Source organism: Marinobacter sp. R17 (genome assembly GCF_003789045.1).
Taxonomy (GTDB): Bacteria; Pseudomonadota; Gammaproteobacteria; order Pseudomonadales; family Oleiphilaceae; genus Marinobacter_A; species Marinobacter_A mangrovi.
The window spans coordinates 181,204-198,912 of sequence record NZ_RHGZ01000003.1 but is presented as its reverse complement, the minus strand read 5'-3'; the positions used below and the strand labels follow the sequence as shown (position 1 = coordinate 198,912).

Sequence of the window (17,709 nt, the reverse complement as noted above, 5' to 3'; positions counted from 1 at the left end):
ATACGATGCGGGTCTCCGGCCAGTACTGGCGAATAAAGCGGACGAGCAAGGCCAGAATGGCCCAGCTGTGGCGGCTGTCACTGCGGTTGCTGGTGCGCAGGTAGCTGACCAGCAGATGGCGACCACAGAACACGTACAGCGGGAAGTAGCAGTGGTGATCGTAATAGCCGTTGAAGAACTTGCCGGGCTGCTCGCCATGGACCGGGATATCGGTGCCGTCAAAGTCCAGCACAATCTCCTTCGGCGGTTCGTCATGCTGCTCGATGAAGTGGTGCCAGAGCAGTTCATGGGCCTTCACCACCGCCTGCCGGTCGGCTCGCTGTTCCATCCGGCATAACGTGGATTTACCGGCCAGATCGTTGTCCTGACCAACCGCCGTCTGAAGTGCTTGATCAAAGCGCAGGGCTTCGTGATCGTTGAGATCTTCATAACCGGCAGCCACGCCAAACACACGCTGACGAACCATCGTGTCCAGCTTGTGCCGGACCCGCTCTGGCGTTCTCGGATCTTGTAGTGCCGCGGCCAAGCGATGAGTCAGTCCATGTTGCTGGTCGACTTCACGGAGCAGCAGTAATCCGGCATCGGAGGTGATGTGGCCACCGGAGAAATCAGCTTCAATCTGGCGGCGTGCGAGTGGCGTGAAGGTCAGTTTTTCGGGTACCATTTTGGAAGCGGCTGTTGGTGTTGGTTTCTTGGGTAAGGTCTTGAAACCTTAACACTTTCAGCCGCTTTCTTTTATGCCCTGTGAGAAATCCGGGCTAACCTGGCGGAGGGAGTATTCCTCCGCCAGGCATTTTTGTTTGGGGGAGAGGTAACGTTTATGCTCCTGGTTAAAATGTGGTACTCATTTTTAAAAAAGGCTTTCTTAATTTCGCTGTTATTGATGGCTTCCGTGGTTGTCGCATCAGAACAGCAGTCGGAAATGCAAAATGCTGCAATCGACGCCATTAGGCAAAATGATGTACAGGCTATTCGTTCATTGATTGGAGAAGGATTGGATCCCAACTACAAATTGGGCGAGCCTAGAAATTTAATGTTCCTCGCCGTTGGTTACGATAAGCCTGAAATTCTTGAGGAACTTTTACTTGCTGGTGGAAATGTTGATCATAAATTAAATGCCCGTATGTATTTATCCACATTCATCGCAAACAAGAACAATCTGGAATTATTGAAGCCAGTGCTGGCGCAGAAGCCTGACTTGAATAAGCTAATGTATGTTAATCAGTTTACGGCCTTCACGGGAATGTTGCGTTTTGTAAATGAGAAAACTCTACGATATGTCTTGGATAACTCTAATGCCGATATCAATTTCAGACCAACGAATGGGTTCTCACCACTATACCTAGCATATGAGCGGGGGAGCTGTGGCTCCAAATGCGTAAAAGTATTGCTCGAATATGGAGCAAATCCATGCCTTGCAATAGAGGAAAATGGGAAATCATTTTCGGACTACTTAAACGATAGAGAAGTAACTGATTTACTAAAACAAACTAATCTGTATGACTGTGGCGGTGCCTAAAAAAGCTTGATCGTTTTTGCTCAATAGTATTTTGCTCTCAGTAAGCTGTTTTAAAATAATAAACAGCGTAAAATCCGTAATGAGGTTGTTTTAACGGGTTTCCGGTTTCGACTAACTTTTCAGTCCCTTGGGCAGTCGGTGCCGCTATATTCGCTACCCACGGAACCGTTAACCGCTTGCGCTTCTTAATCCATGCGATCGCGATGTCGTCCATAATTTCAGCAGGGGTTTCCACAACCAAGCTATCGATGACACCGTCCCGCGTTGTCTCTTTCGTGACTGAAAGTTCTCTCGGTCGTAATAGCTCAAAGAAAATGTTCTCTGGCTCAGCATCCAGATACTCTTGGCAATAGAGGTGATGTCAGTTACCGCCTGTGATTGATGCTCTCGTACTCATATGGCAGAAATTAAAACCGGGCAGAGGCGATTAATCGAGTACTTTTTGTCGCCTTTGCTTCGTTACAAGCAGGAAAGTTTGGGGGAGAGGTAAAGGTTATGATTTTTGTTCAAGTATTGAGTTATTTTTTTAAAAAGGATTCTCGTGGTTGCGCTATTTTTGATCGCTTCTGTGGTTTCAGTTTCAGAGTGCCAATCTATAATTTAGAATGCTTGATTCTATGCAATAAGCAATAATTATATTAGAGTTGTATTGAAGGGTAAAGGCATATTAATAATGTTGATCAAATGAGGTTAAGTGTGACAAAAAGATCCGGCGCAATGGGCGAAACTCTAGCAAATACGGTTCTTCTTTCAAGCTTTATATCATTCTGGCTTTTTTATTTATCCGGATTAGGATTTAGTCCAAGTTTCGAAATGATAAATGTAACTGTGTTTTCGGAAGCCGCGTCCCATTTGGGTCGTGAAGCCGGGGCAGCCGCATTTTTCAGCTTTGCACTATCATTAGTAATGTCTGTTATTTTTGGTTTGGTGTATGATAAAGATGCTAGCCACTTTGAGAATCTTTCTATTGGTTTAGGGTTAACGATCGGCGTAGCAGGCATTTTTTTTGGGTATATATGTTTATTTTTCGCCGTTGGTCAAAAGGGGTCAGTTCTATTTGGTAGTCGCGATGAAGTTCTTATGTGGGAGTTGTTGCTAAAAAAACCAACTTATTTTAGCGTGACTATAAGTTTTTTCCTCACCGTAGGATCTTGGTCGTTATATGTATTATTGCGCATGCTAAGAAATAAAGCATAAAAAATATTTTTCAAGGAAGAATTACGATGAGTGGATCATGCACGTCAAATGACGATCAGAAGATGGATGCCTTTATGGCAGCGCTTGCAAAGGAATCCCTGCCAGAGCTTGCCTCCGATTATAACTCCTGAAAAATAAGTGCTATGTGTGGGCATTCAGTTGACGCTTCAGCTTCGGAGCAGGCGTTTAGCCTGCCGATAAATGGCTTGAGATGAAGGGAATCTACGACATTTAAAGGGCAGCTCTAAGCCTGCAGTTATAAGCCTCTCTCCCCTGGAGGGAGAGAGGTTTGGAGAGAGGGAGCGAGGCGAAAGCCTCGTCAGATGTTGGCATTGGCGTTCTTGGGCGCCTGTGGCGCCTCCCCCTCTCCCCAGCCCTCTCCCGCGAGGGGAGAGGGAGCAGGATTGTGTAAACCGGCAACATAGGTAACACCGCAAGCCGGGAACAGAGATCACATGTGATCATTGCACCTCAAGGCACCTCAAGGCACCTCAAGGCACCTCAAGGCACCTCAAGGCACCTCAACACCCCGAGCCGCCTCCAGCAACGCAAACCAGTCCGTCCTCGGCAATGTGGCCGCCAACCCGGCCCGCGCCTGATCGATCCGCTCCTGCCGCATGGAACCCAGGACCGGCGTCGGTTGGCCGGGAATCATCCGCAGCCAGGCAATCGCCAGCGCCGTGGCCGTCAGGCCGGTTTCCCGGGTCAGTCGCTCCAGCTCTTTCGCCAACGCCCCTTCTCCCAGCGCACCGCCACCCAGCGGCGACCAGGCCATCCAGTGCAGGTTGTCCCGCAGGTGCGCTTCCATCGTGCCGTCCGACAGGGCTTCGTTGGCTCGCAGGGACAGTTCGCTCTGGTTGCAGACCAGCGGGATATCCAGGTTGGCCTGCAACCAGCGCCACTGCTCTGGCAGGAAGTTGGAGACGCCAACGCGAGCGACTTTGCCGGCTTTCACCGCGTCTTCCAGAGCCCGGCCGACAGACGGCGCGTCCATCAGGGGATCGGGGCGGTGGATCAGGAAGGTGTCGATCTGTTCAACGTTGAGATTCACCAGGGCCTTGTCGATCGCGGCGCTGACATAGTCCGCCTCGGCCCGGTAGTGCTTCACGGTATCGCCGCTGGCGTGGACGATGTCGGTCTTGGTGATGACCCGCAGTCTGTTGCGCAGCGCCGGGTTGGTGCGCAACGCGTCACCGAAGGCTTTCTCACATTCGCCGTGGCCATAGATGTCGGCGTGGTCGAAGGTGTCGCAGCCCTGATCGATCTGCGTTTCGATCCAGCGGGCCAGATCCTCGGGTCTGGCCAGTTCAGGATAGTCCTGCAGGCGCATGAAGCCGAGGATCAGGTCGGGGTAAAGATCAGACATTGCGTTGGTTTTCCCGTCTTATTGGCGGACAAAGCTGATGACGACGCGGTCATCATCCGTCTGCCGGGAGAATGTGTAGGGCGAGGACGACAGACGCTCGTGCCGTCCGGCACCGATCGCCGGATGAGCCTCCCTGAACTGACCCAGTTTACGCCAATAGGCCAGGGTGCTGGCGGTTTTCGGATCATCCAGGGCATCCCAGTTCATGTCGGAGCGGGTGCCCTGCTGCGGATCCGAGCCGTTGGGGCCGTCGCGGCGACCGGACTCATCGCCATAGAATACCTGCACGGTGCCCGGTGTGAAGAGCAGGGCGGCGGCGACCCGTTTCTGCAATTCGGGATCGTTGTGGGCCTCGCTGCTGAACAGGCGCGTGTCGTGGGAGGATATGTAGCTCATCACATTGAACGGTTTGTCGCCGTGCATGGACTGGCTGTAGTCGGCGTAGACGCTGTCCATTTCCGGCAGGCACTCGGCGCCGGCCAGGGCGTTGTCCTGCAGGTCGAAGTTGATCACCGCGTCGAAGCCGTCGTCGTAGTAGTGATCGCGGGTGACGGAGTGCGGGAAGACTTCGCCCACCATCCAGAATTTCCGGGCAGGCAGGGCTTGGTCCGGATGGTTTGCCCGGTAGTCATCCAGCGCTTTCTGCGCCGCCACTTTCAGCTCGGCCCAGGCTTCCGGCTCGACGTGCTTGACGGTATCCGCGCGGAAGCCATCGATGCCGAAGCGGCGAATCCAGCTGGTATGCCATTGGATCAGGTAGTCGCGCACCGTCGCGTTGGGCAGGTTCCGGGCATGGGTGTCCGCCTTGTTGGCCAGGAAGTCGGGGAGATCCACAGCCTTGGTTGACTCGGTCTGGAAATCCGGCAGGTAGGCGAGCGACCCTTTGATGGGATCGATGCCGGCGCTGGGCGCGTTGGGATAATCGGCGATGCCGGCACGCACCCAGTCCTTGCCCCACCAATGGGACCAGCCGGGGCTGTCGTAGTCAATCAGCGCGTGATAGGCGTGGAAATTCTCCCAGGACTCCGGCTGCCAGTCGCCCCAGCGCTCCGGCAGGTATTTCTCGAAGCCGTCGAACAGGCCGCCGAAGTGGAAATCCTGCATATCCTGCAGTGAGCTGTAGCCCGGGTGGTTCATGACGATGTCCATGACGACGCGGATGCCCCGTTGGTGGGCCTGGTCCACAAGCGTCTGGAATTCTTCTTCCGTGCCGTAGGCGGCATCGGGTCGGGTGAAGTCGAGGGCGTAATAGCCATGATAGCCATAGTGACGGAAGTCGCCCTGGTCGCCGCCGCCGACCCAGCCGTGGATCTGTTCCACGGGCGGAGACACCCAGAGGGCGTTCACGCCGAGTTTTTCCAGGTAATCGAGACGCTCGGTCAGGCCGGCAAAGTCGCCGCCGTGGAAGGTGCCGATTTCCTGATCGCCATCGAATTTCCGACCATAGGCGTGGTCGTTATCCGTGCGTCCGTTGGCAAACCGGTCTGTAATGACAAAGTAGACGGTGGCTCCGGCCCATTGGAAACTGTGTTGCACCGGCTGGGCGGATTCCAGCATGACCAGTCCCTCGGCGTCTTTGGCCGGGGCCAGGGATACATGGCCGTCCTCAACCTGGGCTCGTTTGCCGGAGAAGGCATCCCGGACCCACTCGCCGTCCCTGAAGACGTCGCCGACCGGGATGCGGGTCTGTTCCGTCGATGTGGCGCACAGGTGGGTCTGGCCGGCCCGGTTGTCGGTGGGCTGTGCAGCGCTGTCGAGGGTGCTTTGGGTGCCGGGAGAGGCACAGCCGGCCAGCAGGGCGCAGGTGGCCACCAGCCGGGAGAGGGGGGTGAGGCGCATCGCAATTCTCCTGAAGCGTGTTATTGTCCGGCGCCCCGCAGCTTTGACGAAGGTTTCGAGGAGTGGAGGCGGCCGTTTATTGTGGGTTGATATAACCAGAGGGAGGTGCCCGTGGGTAGACGGAAATCGCCTACGCCCCCTACTCCCCCGCTCTACGCCTCGGGTATTAAAAACAGGGCTGATGCCAGCATTGCGGTTTTCACTGACGATGTTGATCATCGCGATAACGACAAAAGCGACCTTCCCCTTGGGTGACGCCCTCGGGACAAAAACAATAAGGCAGAGAACAGAGAGGTACTGACAATGAATCGCCGCAATTTCATCCGCAGCACGCTCGCCGTCTCCATCCTGGCAACCACCATGGGTGCCGTCGCACCGGCCCAGGCCGATATCGAGGAGGGCAAGCTGGTTGTCTGGATCAACGGTGACAAGGGCTACAACGGACTTCAGGAAGTCGGCGACTGGTTTACCAAGGAAACCGGTATTCCCGTGGAAGTGGCTCACCCTGACAGTGCAACCGACAAATTCCAGCAGGCTGCGGCGACCGGTAATGGTCCCGACGTCTTTATCTGGGCGCACGATCGCCTGGGCGAGTGGGCACAGAGTGGTCTGATCTCTGAAATCAACCCGTCCCAGTCCATTCGCGACGCCAACTACGACTTTACCTGGGATGCGGTTACCGTGGATGGCAAGGTCTACGGCTACCCAATGGCGGTGGAATCCGTCGGCCTGATCTACAACAAGGATCTGGTCCCCAATCCGCCCAAGTCCTTCGAGGAAATCCCGGCGCTGGACAAGAAGCTGGCAGAGCAGGGCAAGAAAGCCATCCTGTGGGACTACAACAACACTTACTTCACCTGGCCGCTGCTGGCCGCCGATGGCGGTTACATCTTCAAGAAGACCGATAGCGGCTACGACGTTTCCGATACCGGTGTTAACACCGACGGCGCCATCGCCGGCGGCAAGGTGCTCAAGTCCCTGATCGACGAGGGCGTCATGCCCCGCGGCGCGGATTACGGCGCCATGGACTCCCAGTTCAACAAGGGTGAGCTGGCGATGATGATCAACGGTCCCTGGGCCTGGGCGAACCTGAAGAAGAGTGGCATCAACTTCGGCGTCACCACGCTGCCGACCATCAACGGTCAGAAGCCCAAGCCGATGGTGGGCGTCATGGCGGCCACGCTGAACACCGCAAGCCCAAACAAGGACCTGGCCGTGGAATTCCTGGAAAACTACGCGCTGTCGGTCAAGGGCCTGAAAATGGTCAACGACGACGTGCCGCTGGGCGCCGTGGCCAACAAGGAGCTGATGGACGAGCTGTCGGCTGACAACCCGTACATCAAGGCCACGTTCAAGAACGCCGAACTGGGTGAACCGATGCCGAACGTGCCTGCAATGGGCGCCTTCTGGTCCTCCATGGCGCCGGCGCTGCAGAACATCACGGCCGGTCGCCAGTCCGTCAAGGAAGCACTGGATACGGCCGCGACCCGCATTACCCGATAAAGGCCTCGGGCCGGTGGTGGCAATGGCTACCACCGGCCGCCGGCGACCTGGCCGGTGTCCAGGCAACAACTGACGGGGCTGACTACAATGTTAACCGAGACGCTGTCCTATCCGCGTACAGCAAGCAGACCTTTCATGACCCGAGCTATCCTGAAGTGGGGCGTCCTGGCCGTGCTGGTCGGCATGGCGCTTTACCTGATCGTCGCGCTGTATGCCCAGCGTGAATTCGTATTCGCCATGCTGTTCCTGGTGCTGACAGCATCGGCAGTGGCCGTTTTCGTGAGCAAACGACTCTACGCGCATCGCTACATCTATCCGGCGGTGGCCGGGATGGGCCTGTTCGTGATCTTCCCTCTGATGTACACCGTGGGAATCGGCTTCACCAACTACAGCGCCAGCAACCTGTTGAGTTTCGAGCGGGTGCAGGACAACCTGCTCTCGCGCACCTATCAGTCGGAATCGGCCCGCTACAACTATGACCTGTACCAGACCGATGCCGGCTATGTGGTTTTCCTCAAGAGCGACGCGGGCGACCTGGTTTCAGCGCCTTTCGAACTGAAAGACGGCCAGGTGCCGCCTATTGAGGTCAGCCCGACGGCGACGGCCCCGGCCGGCGAGCCGTTGGCTTTCCGCGACATCATCAAGCAGCGCAACGCGCTGGGCGAACTGCGGCTGCAGACGCCGGATGGCCGCGAGCTGTCCATGGCCAGCCTGCGGGCGTTCGCCACCATCAAGCCGCTGTATGAAAAATCCGGCAACGACACCCTGACCAACACCCGCACCGGGGTGACCTATTTCCCCAATCAGGACACCGGTTTCTACGAGAGCGCCGACGGCGACAAGCTGGTGCCTGGCTGGACCGTCAATGCCGGGTTCGACAACTACAAGCGTGTGATCACGGACCCGAGCATCAGCGGGCCGTTCATGCAGATCTTCGTCTGGACGCTGCTGTTCTCCGTGGGCACGGTGGTGTTTACTCTCGTGCTTGGCCTGTTGCTGGCCAATCTGCTGCAGTGGGACCAGATTCGTGGCAAGGGCTTTTACCGCACGATGCTGATCCTGCCTTACGCGGTGCCGGCGTTCATTTCGATCCTGGTGTTCAAAGGGCTGTTCAACCAGAACTTTGGTGAAATCAACCTGGTACTGGAAAACCTGTTCGGCATCCGACCGGACTGGTTCAGCGACCCGACCATGGCACGGTCGATGATCTTGATCGTCAACACCTGGCTGGGCTACCCGTACATGATGTTGCTATGCATGGGGCTGTTGCAGTCCATTCCCCGCGATCTTTACGAAGCCTCCGCGATGGATGGGGCCGGGCCGATCAACAACCTGATGAACATCACGTTTCCGTTGATTCTCAAACCGCTGGCGCCTCTGCTCATCGCGAGCTTTGCGTTCAACTTCAACAACTTCGTGCTGATTGCGCTGTTGACCGGCGGTGCGCCGGACATCATCGGCGCCAGTACCCCGGCGGGCACCACGGATCTGCTGGTCAGTTACACCTACCGGATTGCCTTCCAGGATTCCGGCCAGAACTTTGGTCTGGCGGCGGCGATCGCTACGGTAATCTTCCTGGTGGTGGGTGCGCTGTCACTGATCAACCTCAAACTGTCCAAGATCAAGGTGTAGGAGGCGGCTATGGCAATGGTAGAACCGCGTTCAACGAAATACCGCGTGCTGGCCTCCCACCTGGGAATGCTGTGCTTCATCGCGCTGATCCTGTTCCCGCTGCTGATGGTGATTTCCATCTCCTTCCGCAGTGGTAATTTCGCCACCGGCAGCCTGCTGCCGGAGGTGCCCTCGCTGGAGCACTGGTCCCTGGCGCTCGGCATTCCCTACACGGACGATGCCGGCAATGTGGTCCAGCCGCCGTTCCCGGTGCTGCTGTGGCTGTGGAACTCCATCAAGATTGCGGTGATTTCCTCGCTGCTGATCCTGGCGCTGTCCACCACGGCGGCCTACGCCTTCGCGCGGATGCGCTTTGCCGGCAAGGGCTTTGTGCTGAAGTCCATGCTGATCTTCCAGATGTTTCCGCCGGTGCTGTCACTGGTGGCGCTTTACGCGCTGTTCAACGAGATCGGCAAGCACATCAGCTGGCTTGGCCTGAACACCCACGGTGCGGTGATTGTCGCCTCGCTGGGTGGGATGGCGCTGCACATCTGGACCATCAAGGGCTACTTCGATTCCATCGACCGGTCCCTGGAAGAAGCGGCGATTGTCGACGGCGCCACCACCTGGCAGGCATTCCGCTACATTCTGCTGCCGCTGTCGGTGCCGATCCTGATGGTGGTGTTCATCCTGGCGTTCATCATGACGATCATGGAGTACCCGATGGCGTCGATCCTGCTGGTGGATACGGACAAGCTGACCCTGGCCGTCGGCGCCCAGCAGTATCTCTATGAGCAGAATTATCTGTGGGGCGATTTTGCCGCCGCGGCCGTGCTGTCCGGACTGCCCATTACCGCTGTGTTCCTGTATTGCCAGCGGTGGATTGTTGGCGGGCTGACCGCCGGTGGTGTGAAGGGGTAAGTGATACGCCCGAATAAAAGTTTTGGGTAAGCTCGGCGGAGCCGGGCTCATCCGATTGCGCGAAAAAGGTTGCGTCTTCCTGACTGAGTGATTCCGCGACCCCGGACCCGCCTGAACCCGCTGGCTGCTCCGGGGCTTTTTTGTGGTGGGGCGCAGGTCCGCGTGTCGCCGGCAGCGGGACTGGGGGCGGTGGCTGACTCACGGTATGCTCGACGTATTGACTCATCGCTAACAGGGACGTTGTCCATGTCCTCACTCTCCGCAGAGATGGAACAGGCACCCGGTCGACCGCACCAGACGGCGACCCGCATTACCTTCCTGATTTCCGGCATTGCCCTGGCGGCCTGGGCGCCGTTGGTGCCTTACGCCAAGGCTCGCGTGGAAGTTGGCGACGGCGTTTTCGGGCTGCTCCTGCTGTGCCTCGGAGCCGGCTCGATCCTCTCCATGCCGTTGGCCGGGCCCATGGTGAGCCGCGCTGGCTATCGACGGGTGATCATTCCCGCCGCGTTGCTCGGGGTTGCCATGTTGCCGTTACTGGCGAGTGTGTCGAGCCTGTCTCTGTTGATTGTGGCCTTGTTCCTGTTCGGTGGCGGCATTGGCGCGCTGGATGTGGCGATGAACATGCAGGCGATCGTGGTGGAGCGGGCCAGCGGGCGGTCGTTGATGTCGGGCTTTCACGGACTGTTCAGTCTGGGCGCCATTATCGGGGCGGCCAGCATGGCTGGCTTGCTGGGGCTGGGGGCGACACCGTTGTTGGCGGCCAGCTGCGTGGTGGGCATTGTGCTGATCGGACTGTTCCTCGCGTCACCCGGCCTGCTTTCGGACACCGGTCAGCAGAGCGGTCCGGTGTTTGCGGTTCCCCGCGGTGTTGTGTTGGTCATCGGTCTGGTGTGCTTCGTGTCTTTTCTGAGTGAGGGCGCGATGCTGGACTGGACCGCCATCTTCTTTGTCGATCATCTGGATGTGGCGGTGTCCCGGGCCGGGCTCGGGTTTGCCGCTTTCTCGGTCACCATGACTCTGGGCCGGCTCACCGGCGATCGTTTTGTGGCCCGCTTTGGCGGCGGGCGCGTGGTGGCGGTAGGCGGCGTCGTAGCCGCCTGCGGCATCGTGTTGCTCACGTTCGCGCCGAACGGGCTGGTGGGTCTGTTGGGCTGTGCTCTGGTCGGGGTGGGTTGTTCCAATATCGTACCCGTCATGTTTACCCGGGCCGGTCAGCAGACGGCCATGCCCGAACACCTGGCCGTGCCGGCCGTGGCGACGCTGGGCTATATCGGCGTGCTGATGGGGCCGGCGACCATTGGGTTCCTGTCGGAGCTGATGGGGCTGGGGATGGCGTTCCTGGTGTTGGCGGGGCTGTTGTTGGCGGTTTCCGGGGCGTCGCGGTTTTTGCAGGGTTGATGGGTTACCTAAGTTGCCAGTTTGCACGGTTTCGTAGGTTGGGCTGACGCAGGAAGCCCAACAATCCCAGGCTCCTGCGCAGCTTTTCGCCAGGCCAATGTCGTTGCCCGTTGGATAACTCCGTGTTGGGCTTCCTGCGTCAGCCCAACCTACAGGCCATAGGCGTTGTGTATCGAGATTCTGTTCCCTGCGAGCGTCTTGCACGAGGCTCGCTCGAAACCAATGAAGGCCATCGCTGGAGCAGAGGACAGGATGTCCTCGTCGCATAAGCGGCCATGGACGGCCCTCTTAGGCGACGGAAGCGGTGGCGTTCATTGGTTTCAGGCTCCCAGGTCTGATCAAAACCTCTACTAACCAACATGATGATCCCGATCGTCCGTTCTCCAGACAAAAAAAGGCCCGCACGGGGCGGGCAATAACGTGACAAACGTTGATGAGAGTGTGATGAGATGGTTGTCGACTCTTAAAGGTCGACGCACGGCTCCTTGAAGAGCCGTGGACAAGCCGTGCCGTCCTGACGGAACAGGTGGCACATCTCCGGCTTGATGCCCAGTGCGACCGCATCGCCTTCCTGTACCGGGTTCGTGCCCTCGGTCCGCATGGTGATGATGCCGTCGATGCCTTCTATATCCAGGTGGACCAGCGTCTGGTAGCCCAGGCGCTCCACGACATTGACCGCGCCCTGGATCGCCACGGTGCCCTCGTCATGCGTCGAGAAATGCTCGGGTCGGATCCCCAGGGTGACCCGCTCGCCTTCAGACAGCGCACCGCCATTGATCGGCAGGGTCATCTGCATGGCGCCGGGCAGGTTGACCGTGACCTCCTGACTGCTGGCTGCCACCACGTCGCCGTCGATAAAGTTCATCTTCGGTGAGCCGATGAAGCCCGCCACGAAACGGGTCGCCGGGTAGTGATACAGCTCCAGCGGTTTGCCCACCTGGGCGATGGCGCCGTTGTCCAGGGCGACGATCTTGTCGGCCATGGTCATGGCTTCCACCTGGTCGTGGGTCACGTAAATCATGGTCGCGCCCAGGCGCTTGTGCAGGCCGGATATCTCGATCCGCATCTGGACTCGCAGGGACGCATCCAGATTCGAAAGCGGTTCGTCGAACAGGAACACCGCTGGCTCACGGACGATGGTCCGGCCGATCGCCACCCGTTGACGCTGCCCGCCGGACAGGTCCTTGGGCTTGCGTTGAAGCAGGTTGTCGAGCTGGAGGAGGCGTGCCGCGTCGTTTACCCGACGGTCGATCTCGCCTTTCTTGACGCTGGCCAGCTTCAGGCCGAAGGCCATATTCTCGGCCACGTCCATGTGCGGGTAGAGCGCATAGGACTGGAACACCATGCCCACTTCACGATCCTTGGGCGGCTTGTCGTTGACGCGTTCCTGGCCGATGTAGAGGTCGCCTTCGGAGATGTCCTCCAGTCCGGCGATCATCCGCAACAGGGTCGACTTGCCGCAGCCGGAGGGACCCACGAAGACCACAAATTCGCCGTCCTGGATGTCCAGATTCACGTTGCGTGTGACTTCGGCATCGCCGAAGCGCTTGTAGACGTTTCTGAGAGTGACGCTTGCCATAGTCTTCAGTCTTTGTTGTCAGTGTATGGCGGTCCGGCCTTGGGGCCGGAGCCTGTTTAACCCTTGGCGATGCCCGCGCTGTAGGGTGGCAGGGTGACGGCACTGCCGCGCCAGTCTGCCGTCAGCGAAGCCGGAGTGTCCGACAGGGCCGTGGCCGGTTGCGGCAACGACAGTGACACTTTCTGGTCGCTGAAGTTCAGGGCAACCAGCAGGCGCTGCCCGTCGGTCTCGCGACGGAACAGCAGGGTGTCTTCCGGGCTTTCCATAAACCGGATGCTGCCGGTAAGCAGCGCGGGTTGCTGGCGTCGCCAGCCCAGGAATTCCCGATAGGCCTGCAGGACCGAATGCCGCTCGTTCTCCTGTTCAGAGACCGCCGCGTTCAGGTGTTCTTCGTAAACCGGCAACCACGGCTTGGCCTCGCTGAAACCGGCGTTGTGGGCCATCGCATCCCAGACCATGGGCGTGCGGCAGCCGTCGCGGCCCTTGTATTCCGGCCAGAAGCTGATGCCGTAAGGATCCACAAGATCCTCAAAGGCCAGCTCGGCTTCGGTCATGCCCAGCTCTTCGCCCTGGTAGATGCAGGCGCTGCCGCGCAGGCTCAGCATCATGATCATGAACAGCTTGATCTGTTCCGGACCCTCGGCCTTCCAGCGGCTGGCGACCCGCGCCACATCATGGTTGCCGATCGCCCAGCAGGGCCAGCCGTCTTCCAGCTTGGATTCGATGCCTTCGACCGTATGCTTGATGAAGTCCGCGCCGCGTTGTTCGGTCAACAGGTCGAACGAGTAGGCCATGTGTAGCTTGTCGCCGTTGCTGGTGTAGTCCGCCATGGTCTGCAGGGAATTGTCGTCGCCGATTTCGCCGACGGTCGTGGTTCCCGGGTATTCATCCAGCAGGGCGCGCAGGCGCTTGAGGAACGCCAGGTTCTCCGGCTGGGTCTTGTCGTACTTGTGGTACTGGTAGGCGTAGGGATTTTCTTTACGCACACCGATCGACGCTTCCTGGACCGACTGGCTGGGCGGATTATTGCGCAGCTTCGGATCGTGGAAACAGAAATTGATGGCATCCAGACGGAATCCGTCGACGCCGCGGTCCAGCCAGAATCGGACCTCGTCGAGAATCTGATCCTGAAGTTCCGGGTTGTGGAAATTCAGGTCCGGCTGGCTGGTCAGGAAGTTGTGCAGGTAATACTGCCGGCGACGGCTGTCCCAAGCCCAGGCGGAACCGCCGAAAACGGACAGCCAGTTGTTGGGCGGGGTGCCATCGGCCTGGGCGTCGGCCCAGACGTACCAGTCCGCCCTGGGGTTGTCGCGGCTGACCCGGCTTTCCTTGAACCATTCGTGCTCTTCCGAGGTGTGGCTCAGCACCTGGTCGATCATGATCTTGAGGTCGCGCTTGTGCGCCTCGGCGATCAGCACGTCGAAATCCTCAAGGGTGCCGAAGATCGGGTCCACGCCCCGGTAGTCGGACACGTCGTAACCGAAATCCTTCATGGGTGAGGTAAAGAAGGGCGACAGCCAGATGGCATCGACGTTCAGGCTGGCAATGTAGTCCAGCTTGGCGGTCACGCCCGGCAGATCGCCGATGCCGTCACCGTTGGAGTCGAAGAAGCTGCGGGGATAAACCTGGTAGATGACAGCACCGCGCCACCAGTCGGGATTCTTTTGCATCATGCCTCACTCAGAACAAAGTCGGTTTTGGCGTCCGTGAACGTCGTGGTGGCGTGGATCACACAGCCGACCGGTCCCGCGGCGCCCTTGTTGTTGTGATGACACTATGGTGCTCGTGCGGGGCGTGGCGGGCATCCTCCTGACACGCTTTTTGCTGGCGTAGACGGGGGGAGGAGGGGGTGTAGGTCCGCTCATGCGGACCTCGTCCCCGGTGGTTTTCTACTCCCCCTGGATCTTGCTCAGCAGATCCCGGGCCAGCTCGATGGCCTCGGAACGATGCGCAATGTTCTGCTTCTGGTACAGGCTGCGGATGTGCGTCTTGACGGTCGTCGCCGCGACCTTCAGATGCTCGGCAATCTGGTCGTTGGACAGCCCCGCGTGGATGAGACTGAGGATCTGCCATTCGCGACGGGTCAGCGGCGAGGTGCGGATCAGCTCCGGCACGTCCGGTCGGTCGATGATGTCCTGGATGATCGCCTCATCCAGCGAGATCCGGATCGCGCGGCTGAAGTCCCGTTGCTGCTGGGAGAGCTGGATCAGACGCTCCGCCCGCTGCAGCTCCATGCCATCGATCAGTTGGTCGTTGATCAGGGCTTTCAGGATCACGATCAGCACCTTGCCCAGACGCAGGAAGCTACCGACCGCACCGGTCGTGCTGGCCAGTTGCAGCGCCTCGCGCATATGAAACAGGGCCTGCTCGCGATCCTCCAACTGCCAGTGCATGTGGGCCAGCGCAATATGGTTGCGGTTCAGGTCCATTTGCAGCCCGATGCGTTCGGCCACCGCCTGCAACCCTTCGAGGATGGGTCTGGCTTTTTCCGGCTGTTCGAGACTCAAATAGGCCCTGGCCCAGTTGCGGGAATTGCACTGCAGGAAGTGGTTGGTGGCGTCCTCGATGGCGTAGTCCGGCGCGGCCGTTAGCCAGCGCTGGATGGCTTCGCGATCACGGACCGCATCCCAGAACGACAGCATGGTGGCGTGGGAATTGGCCACCCAGTCGATGTGATACTCGCCCGAGGCCAGCATTTTCTGGATCTTCTGGATGTAGTCGGCGCAAAGCGTCTGGCGGCCGCGGGCCTGGGCTACCTTGGCCAGAGATGTGTAACTTTGCAGATACCAGCGCTCACCTTGGGCTTCGAGAATCTCGATGCCCTGCAGGGCACAGCGCTCGGCATTTTCCAGATGGTGCCATTCCCACATGACCTGGCTGCGGATGCGATACAGGAATTCCAGGATTGGCAGCTGGTCGAGGTGGTATTCGTCGGCGTACTGGAATGCGCGCTCCTGTACGTTGTAGGCCTTCTGCAACAGTCCCATGGCCACGTTGATTTCCGACTGCTGGCACAGGGCCCAAAGGACGTTCTGGTGGGCGCCGTGGGCCCGGGCCAGGGTTTCGGTGTCCTGCATGCGGGCGAGGGCTTCCTTGAGGTGACCTTCCACAAACAGGGCTTCGCCCATCACTGAGGCCGCGGCGACCTTGGACGTGGGCAGGAAGCGGGCTTCCTGTTCCATCGCGTCTGTGGCCTGACCCAGGGCGGTGTGGGAATCCCCGAAATTCATGGCCACCTGGGCGCGAACGGCGCTGAATTCGCAGCGCACGGAGCGCAAATCGTCGTCGCTGAGGTGTTCCTTGAGTTTCGCTTCGGCGGCTGCCAGCCACTGTTCCGCTTCGTCAAACTTGTACTGGCTCTGGGCCACCCAGGCGCGCAGCAGCGTCAGCAGCGGTTCGTCGGCGATGCTGGTCGGGTCCAGCGCATCCAGACACTGCTGTAGCAGGGCGAACTGGCCTTCGGTAAAGAAGGCGCGGCCATGGTCCAGCAGGATGCAGGTGATGCGCTGCTGGTCCTGCGCCTTGACCGCGTGGCGGGCCGCCTCTTCCGGGCGATCCAGTTCACGCCAGGCGTCGCTGGCCTGCTGGTGCAGGGAGGTCACATCCTCCTGGGCAGAACAGGCGAGGAGATGGCGCAGGTAGGCACTGAACAGAGGATGGTAGCGGAACCACAGGCCGCTGCTGTCCAGGGGCATGACGAAAAAGCCTTTGCTGATCAGCTGGTTGAGCAGGGCTTGTCCGTCCCGGTGGCCGGCCACGCGCATGGCGAGGAAAGCATTGAAGCGGTCCAGCAGCGAGGTTCGGAGCAGGAAGCCCAGTGCTTCATCATCCAGTTGGCGACCTAGCAATTCGTCGAAGTAGTCGAAAATATACTGGTTCCCGTCCTCGAATTGCTCCACCATTTCGTTGAACGCAACACTGGTTGCGGCGCTGGTAGCAACGAGTTGCAGGGCCGATACCCAGCCTTCAACACGCCGCACCGCCCGCTCAATGCTTTCCCGCGAGACTTCATAAGGGAGGCGCTGTTCGAAATAATGCTGTGCCTCGTCGGCATCGAAGCCGAGTTCCCGGGCACTGATCTCCAGCATATGACCCTGCATGCGCAACTGTGCGACGCCGATCGGCGGCACCGTGCGTGTCAGGATGATCATCGTCAGATAGGCCGGCTGGTGGCGCAGCAGGAAGCGCATGGCTTCGTGGATTTCGGCGTCGGTGATCAGGTGGTAGTCGTCCAGGACGACGTAGAGCGGTTCGGCCTCGACCGGCATTTCAGCCAGCAGATGGGTCAGAAATTCCTGCAGGTTATCAAAGCCGGATGTCGTTAACCGTCGTAACGTATCAGGGCAGGTGCCTGGCCGGTTGCTTTCCAGCGTGTGGGCCAGGTAAGCCGCGAATTGGCCGGGCTGATTGTCCGGGGCGTCCAGACGGTACCAGGCGACGTCCGCCTCCAGCGCCTTCAGGCGCTCGGCAGTTGTGGTGGTCTTGCCGTAGCCCGCCGGGGCCTGGACCAGCATGAGACCGACACTATTCGTTTCATGCAACGTGTCATTGAATTTTTCCCGGGCAATCAGTGCCGCGGGCGCCTGTGGTGGTAAGGTTTTCGCGCTGATAAAAGTGCGCTCACCTGGCACGATTGTTGTTGTCATTACCATCGCCGGTCATGTCCATTTGTTGTAAATAATAGCAAAAAAACTCTATTATAGAGCGCTATTAAGTTACCTTGATTTATTTATTACTACAAAAGTCGTATGACTTCACCGGGCTGCTTCTGGTAGC

Annotated in this window: 12 protein-coding genes; 6 read left to right on the top strand and 6 right to left on the bottom strand. The window is 58.7% G+C overall.

The window, feature by feature from the left end:
• Positions 1 to 664, bottom strand: a 664-nt coding sequence (locus EB809_RS04185; RefSeq protein ID WP_123633549.1) for an IS1380 family transposase, incomplete at its 3' end; no start/stop codon positions are given.
• 156 nt (positions 665 to 820) lie between these two features.
• On the opposite strand from EB809_RS04185, the gene EB809_RS04180 reads away from it, so the two are divergent.
• Positions 821 to 1,519, top strand: coding sequence for an ankyrin repeat domain-containing protein (locus EB809_RS04180; protein WP_123633548.1), 699 nt, complete (start codon positions 821 to 823; stop codon positions 1,517 to 1,519).
• Positions 1,520 to 2,215: 696 nt separating this feature from the next.
• Positions 2,216 to 2,716: a hypothetical protein gene (locus tag EB809_RS04175; protein WP_123633547.1), complete on the top strand. Its 501-nt coding sequence runs from the start codon at positions 2,216 to 2,218 to the stop codon at positions 2,714 to 2,716.
• A gap of 511 nt (positions 2,717 to 3,227) precedes the next feature.
• On the opposite strand, the gene EB809_RS04170 is transcribed toward EB809_RS04175, so the two are convergent.
• Together EB809_RS04170 and EB809_RS04165 are read right to left on the bottom strand one after the other, a co-directional pair.
• Positions 3,228 to 4,082, bottom strand: coding sequence for an aldo/keto reductase (locus EB809_RS04170; RefSeq protein ID WP_123633546.1), 855 nt, complete (start codon positions 4,080 to 4,082; stop codon positions 3,228 to 3,230).
• A gap of 18 nt (positions 4,083 to 4,100) precedes the next feature.
• Positions 4,101 to 5,921, bottom strand: coding sequence for an alpha-amylase (locus EB809_RS04165; protein ID WP_123633545.1), 1,821 nt, complete (start codon positions 5,919 to 5,921; stop codon positions 4,101 to 4,103).
• Between the two features lie 303 nt (positions 5,922 to 6,224).
• Here EB809_RS04165 and malE point away from each other — a divergent pair, with 303 nt between their 5' ends.
• The 4 genes from malE to EB809_RS04145 all read left to right on the top strand — a co-directional run bounded on the left by malE (position 6,225) and on the right by EB809_RS04145 (position 11,354).
• Positions 6,225 to 7,424 (top strand): maltose/maltodextrin ABC transporter substrate-binding protein MalE, encoded by a 1,200-nt coding sequence (gene malE, locus EB809_RS04160; RefSeq protein ID WP_123633544.1) that lies wholly within the window; start codon positions 6,225 to 6,227, stop codon positions 7,422 to 7,424.
• Between the two features lie 135 nt (positions 7,425 to 7,559).
• Positions 7,560 to 9,056 (top strand): maltose ABC transporter permease MalF, encoded by a 1,497-nt coding sequence (malF, locus tag EB809_RS04155; RefSeq protein WP_123633543.1) that lies wholly within the window; start codon positions 7,560 to 7,562, stop codon positions 9,054 to 9,056.
• Between the two features lie 9 nt (positions 9,057 to 9,065).
• Complete coding sequence (gene malG, locus EB809_RS04150) at positions 9,066 to 9,956, top strand: maltose ABC transporter permease MalG (RefSeq protein ID WP_123633542.1); 891 nt, start codon at positions 9,066 to 9,068, stop codon at positions 9,954 to 9,956.
• 246 nt (positions 9,957 to 10,202) lie between these two features.
• A complete protein-coding gene (locus EB809_RS04145; RefSeq protein WP_123633541.1) occupies positions 10,203 to 11,354 on the top strand; it encodes an MFS transporter in 1,152 nt (383 codons plus the stop codon).
• Between the two features lie 463 nt (positions 11,355 to 11,817).
• Here the strand turns inward: EB809_RS04145 and malK are convergent, their stop codons facing one another.
• From malK to malT, 3 genes are all read right to left on the bottom strand, one after another.
• Complete coding sequence (gene malK, locus EB809_RS04140) at positions 11,818 to 12,933, bottom strand: maltose/maltodextrin ABC transporter ATP-binding protein MalK (RefSeq protein ID WP_123633540.1); 1,116 nt, start codon at positions 12,931 to 12,933, stop codon at positions 11,818 to 11,820.
• A 56-nt stretch (positions 12,934 to 12,989) separates the two neighbouring features.
• On the bottom strand, positions 12,990 to 14,606 hold the full coding sequence (locus EB809_RS04135; RefSeq protein WP_123633539.1) for an alpha-glucosidase family protein: 1,617 nt from the start codon (positions 14,604 to 14,606) through the stop codon (positions 12,990 to 12,992).
• 216 nt (positions 14,607 to 14,822) lie between these two features.
• Positions 14,823 to 17,579 carry an HTH-type transcriptional regulator MalT gene (malT, locus tag EB809_RS04130; protein ID WP_123633538.1) on the bottom strand — a complete coding sequence of 919 codons (2,757 nt, stop codon included), beginning with the start codon at positions 17,577 to 17,579 and terminating at the stop codon, positions 14,823 to 14,825.
• Positions 17,580 to 17,709 lie beyond the last annotated feature (130 nt).